The organism is Mesorhizobium sp. M1E.F.Ca.ET.041.01.1.1, assembly GCF_003997355.1.
GTDB lineage: Bacteria > Pseudomonadota > Alphaproteobacteria > Rhizobiales > Rhizobiaceae > Mesorhizobium.
The window spans coordinates 1-4,912 of the sequence record NZ_RZSL01000474.1; the positions used below are offsets into that span (position 1 = coordinate 1).

The following is a 4,912-nucleotide window of genomic DNA, read 5'->3' on the forward strand; positions in this document are numbered from 1 at the left end:
GTAGAGGAAGAGGCCCGGCTCCTCGATCGCCGTCTTCGGCAGGACCTGGACCAGGCGACCGGCGGCAAGATCGGCGCGCACCAGCGGCTCGAAGACATAGGCGAGCCCGACGCCGGCAAGCGCCAGATCGATGGCGCCAAGCGAATCGGTGACGACGGCCGTGCCGCGCGTCTCGACAACGACATCCTTGCCGTCCTCGTTCAGATCCCAGCGATAGAGTCCGCCAGAGCGGACGAGCCGGTAGCCGATGCAATTGTGGTTCGCGAGGTCGGCCACGTCGCGCGGACGGCCGTGTTTTCCGATATAGGCGGGTGACGCGACGACCACGGCCTTGAAGGGCGGCGTGAGCCGCACGGTGACCATGTCCTGCGCGATCATCTCGCCCAGCCTGATGCCGGCGTCGAAACCTTCTCCGACGATATCGACAAGACCCTGTTCGGCGAAAACCTCGACCGTCACATCGGGATAGCGCTCGGCCATGGCCGCCACAACGGGCGTGACCGCCAAAGGGATCGCGATGTTGGAGGCGTTGATCCTGAGCAGGCCGGAGGGCCGGCCCTTGATGCCGCGGATGCGATCCATCCGCTCGCCAATGTCCTGAAGGGCAGGGGCGGCCGTCTCCACCAGCGCCTTGCCGGCTTCCGTCAGCGAAACGCTGCGCGTCGTGCGCGCGAACAGCGGCTGGCCGATCCGCTCTTCCACTAGCCGCACCGCATGGCTGACGGCCGACGGGCTCATGCCGAGCTCGGCAGCGGCAAGCGCAAAGCCGCCGCGTCGCGCCACGGCAACGACAACAGGCAGATGCGTGAGCAGATCCCGATCCATTCATGAATAATATCGCATGGTCTTTGCGAACAATGCAATCTTATCGATGCCAACGCGCTGCTCCACATTGTCCTCGACACATCGGCGGTGGGCTGATGCTCGAGGAGAAAAGACATGAATGCGTTGAGACATGTGACCTTCGCCGCAGGATTGGCGCTGGCGCCGGTCGATGCCGGCGGGGCCCAGCCAGAGGGCTGGCAGGCACTTGCCGACGAGCGCGCCGTCATCCGGATCGCAGACGCCATCGACCGCGCCGTCGATGCGCAGGACTGGAAGCTGGCGCGCAGCTACTTCGCCGACCGCGTCGCCGTCGATTTTAGCACCCTTTCCGGGCAGCCGCCGGCCACCATCGCCTCCGACGATCTGATCGGCACCTGGGCGGCCAACCTCAAGGGCAGCAAGACGAGCCTGCATCTGCGCACCAATCACCAGGCCGCCATCGAAGGCGACGCGGCGACCGTCCTTTCCAACGGCTATGCCTGGAACAGGATGGAAGGCAATGGCGATCCGCTTTGGGAAGTCTGGGGCACCTATGAGCACCACCTAACCCGATCCGGCGCCGGCTGGAAGGTCGACGGGTTCACCTTCCGCATGACGCATGAGCGCGGCAATCCCTGGGTCAAGGCGACCCCCGGCCAATAAGCCGGCATCAAACACGATCGGAGAACATCATGAGCATGACCTATTACACGCTCGGCAACAGCGGCCTGCGCGTCAGCCGGATGGCGCTGGGCACCATGACCTTCGGCACCGAATGGGGCTGGGGCGCTGACAGGGATACCGCCCGCGCCATGTTCGACGCCTATGTCGAGGCCGGCGGCAATTTCTTCGACACCGCTGACCTCTATACCGGCGGCACCGCCGAGACCTGGCTCGGCGAATTCGTCGCCGAGCGGGGCTTGCGCGACAAGGCGGTGATCGCCACCAAATTCACCTTCAATTCGGAACCGGGCAATCCGAATGCCGGCGGCAATGGCCGCAAGAACATCATGCGCGCCGTGGAAGCTTCGCTGAAGCGGCTCGGCACCGACTACATCGACCTCTACCTCATGCATGTGTGGGACAGGCTGACGCCGGCCGAGGAGGTGCTGCGCACGCTCGATGATCTGGTGCGCGCCGGCAAGGTGCGCCATATCGGCCTTTCCGATGTGCCGGCCTGGTATGCAGGCAGGGCGCAGGCGATCGCCGAACTGCGCGGCTATGAGCCGATCTCGGCCTTGCAGCTCGAATATTCGCTGACTGAGCGCACGATCGAGCATGAATTCGTGCCTATGGCCACACATCACGGCGCCGGCATCATGGTCTGGAGCCCCTTGGCCAGCGGGCTGCTCAGCGGCAAGTACCGCCCGACGCAGGCCGGGAATGCCGGGCGACTCGACGGCTTCCGCAACACCACGCATCCGGGTTTCCAGAAATTCAGCGATCGCAACTGGGCAATCGTGGCGGAGCTCGAGAAGGTGGCCGCCGAACTCGGACGCAGCATGGCCCAGGTGGCGCTCAACTGGGTTGCGACGCAGCCCGGCATCGCCACCGTCATCCTCGGCGCGACGAAGCTTGCCCAACTGCAGGACAACCTCGCGGCGCTGGATTTCGAAATTCCCGCCGCACTTCGTCAGCGACTGGAAGCGGTCAGCAGCGTTCCGGCGCCATTTCCTCATCCGTATTTCGGCTCGCAGATCCAGGTCAGGGTCACGGGCGGTACCGTGACCGGCGACAAGCCTTCCGGCTATTCGCTGCCGGTCCTGGTCGAAGGCCAGGCGGTCAGCATCAGCAGCAACTGATCGAAAAAGCCTGGGATTTTGCGCGAGGGCGCGGCGTGACATCGCCGCGCCCTTCGTGTATCGGGTCGGACCATCATGCCAGCGCCGCCAGGCGAAGCTGGGCAATTTTCGCCTCCAGATTTGCCGCGCCGAGATTTTCGAGGAACCAGATGACGGTGAAGCCCCTCTATCGACGTGTCTTGCTGAAAGCTTCGGGCGAAGCGTTGATGGGAGAACAGCATTTCGGCATCGATGTTTCGGTCGTCGACCGCATCGCCGCCGACATTGCCGAGGCGCGGGCGCTCGGCATCGAAGTCGGCGTCGTCATCGGCGGCGGCAACATTTTCCGCGGCGTGGCCGTCGCCTCCAAGGGCGGCGACCGCGTCACCGGCGACCACATGGGAATGTTGGCCACCGTCATCAACTCGCTGGCGCTGCGCACCTCGCTGAACAAGATCGGCGTCGATGCCGTGGTGCTTTCGGCCATCGCCATGCCCGAGCTCTGCGAGAGCTTCTCCCAGCGTCAAGCGACCGCCTATATGAACCAGGGCAAGGTGGTGATCTTTGCCGGCGGCACCGGCAATCCGTTCTTCACCACCGATTCGGCTGCCGCGCTTCGCGCCGCCGAGATCGGGGCTGATGCGCTGTTCAAGGGCACCCAGGTCGATGGCGTCTATTCGGCCGACCCCAAGAAGGATCCGGATGCGGTACGCTTCGACCGCATAAGTCATGCCGAAGTCATCAAACGCGGGCTTACGATCATGGATACGGCCGCGATTGCACTTGCGCGTGAAAACAACATTCCGATAATCGTCTATTCGATCCACGAAAAGGGTGGTTTCGGCGAAATCCTGAGGGGCGGCGGCCGTTGCACGGTCGTCGCGGACAATTGACCGGGGCCGGAGTCGGCTAAACGATTGCCGGTTCCGGACAGGACTAGAAGAGAAGCAGTGAACCCCGGCGAACGGGTCGAGGAGATGATCATGAGTGGCGAGTACGACGATCTCAAGCGGCGCATGGATGGGGCGATCGCGGCCTTCAAGCACGATCTCGCTTCGCTGCGCACCGGCCGCGCGTCCAGCAACCTGCTCGACGCCGTCCAGGTCCAGGCCTATGGCACGGCGATGCCGATCAACCAGGTGGCCAATGTGACGGTACCGGAGCCGCGCATGATTTCGGTCTCGGTCTGGGACAAGTCGATGGTCAGCGCCGTCGACCGCGCCATCCGCGAAGCCAATCTCGGCTTCAACCCGATCGTTGACGGCACCAATCTCAGGATTCCGCTGCCCGAGCTTAACGAGCAGCGCCGCAAGGAACTGGTCAAAATTTCGCATGGCTATGCCGAGAACGCCCGCGTCGCGGTTCGCCACGTCCGTCGCGACGGCATGGATTTCCTCAAGAAGGCCGAAAAGGACGGCACGCTCAGCGAAGACGATCATCGCAAGCGCTCCGACCAGGTTCAGAAGCTGACCGACGAGATGATCAGCACTATCGATCACCTGCTTTCCGATAAGGAAGCTGAAATCATGCAGGTTTAGGGTCGGTTTTTCTCCGGCTCGAAAGCGAGACCATGGCAACGCCCGCGCATGTCGCGATCATCATGGATGGAAACGGACGCTGGGCCAAGGCGCGCGGCATGCCGCGGCTTGCCGGCCACCGCGCCGGCGTCGAGGCCCTGCGCAAGACGGTGCGCGCGGCTCCCGAGCTCGGCATTTCCTACCTGACCGTCTACGCCTTCTCCTCGGAAAACTGGTCGCGGCCGAAATCCGAAGTCAGCGACCTGATGGGTCTGTTGAAGCTCTTCATCCGACGTGATTTGGCAGAGCTGCATCAGAACGGCGTGCGGGTGCGAATAATCGGCGACCGGGAAGGGCTGCAGCCCGATATCAGGGGGCTGCTGCAGGAAGCCGAATCGCTGACCGCGCGCAACGAGGCGCTGACGCTCGTCATCGCCTTCAACTACGGCGGCCGCGACGAGATCGTGCGCGCCGCGCGCAAGCTCGCCGCCGCCGTGGCGCGCGGCGAGATGGACAGCGACGCTATCACGATGGAGAGCTTTGCCGGTTCGCTCGACACCGAAGGCATTCCCGATCCGGACCTGGTGATCCGCACCAGCGGCGAGCTCAGGCTGTCGAACTTCCTTTTGTGGCAGGCCGCCTACAGCGAGCTCGTCTTCCTGCCTTGTTTCTGGCCGGACTTCAGCCGCGAGCATCTCGCCGATGCCCTGCGGGACTTTGCCGGTCGCGAGCGCCGTTTCGGCGGGCTCGCCGCCCGCGACGTCGCCTCGTAGCGCCAGCACCAATGAGCAATCTCCAGCAGCGTGTCAT

At 64.0% G+C, this 4,912-nt stretch carries 6 protein-coding genes; 5 read left to right on the forward strand and 1 reads right to left on the reverse strand.

Annotation, left to right across the window (positions count from 1 at the left end; translation table 11 throughout):
• Positions 1–825: LysR family transcriptional regulator (locus EOA38_RS28115; RefSeq protein ID WP_145966098.1), on the reverse strand; the 825-nt coding region annotated here is incomplete at its 3' end.
• Between the two features lie 114 nt (positions 826–939).
• Between EOA38_RS28115 and EOA38_RS28120 the strand changes: the two genes are divergently transcribed.
• The 5 genes from EOA38_RS28120 to EOA38_RS28140 all read left to right on the forward strand — a co-directional run bounded on the left by EOA38_RS28120 (position 940) and on the right by EOA38_RS28140 (position 4,875).
• The gene (locus EOA38_RS28120; RefSeq protein WP_127300756.1) at positions 940–1,467 is read left to right on the forward strand and encodes a nuclear transport factor 2 family protein; all 528 of its coding nucleotides are present in this window, start codon (positions 940–942) and stop codon (positions 1,465–1,467) included.
• 29 nt (positions 1,468–1,496) lie between these two features.
• Complete coding sequence (locus EOA38_RS28125) at positions 1,497–2,606, forward strand: aldo/keto reductase (RefSeq protein WP_127300757.1); 1,110 nt, start codon at positions 1,497–1,499, stop codon at positions 2,604–2,606.
• A 149-nt stretch (positions 2,607–2,755) separates the two neighbouring features.
• Positions 2,756–3,478: a UMP kinase gene (gene pyrH, locus EOA38_RS28130; protein ID WP_127300758.1), complete on the forward strand. Its 723-nt coding sequence runs from the start codon at positions 2,756–2,758 to the stop codon at positions 3,476–3,478.
• 90 nt (positions 3,479–3,568) lie between these two features.
• Entirely contained in the window at positions 3,569–4,123 is a 555-nt protein-coding gene (frr, locus tag EOA38_RS28135) for a ribosome recycling factor (protein ID WP_126095905.1), read from the forward strand.
• Between the two features lie 32 nt (positions 4,124–4,155).
• Positions 4,156–4,875 (forward strand): isoprenyl transferase, encoded by a 720-nt coding sequence (locus EOA38_RS28140; RefSeq protein WP_126093885.1) that lies wholly within the window; start codon positions 4,156–4,158, stop codon positions 4,873–4,875.
• Positions 4,876–4,912 lie beyond the last annotated feature (37 nt).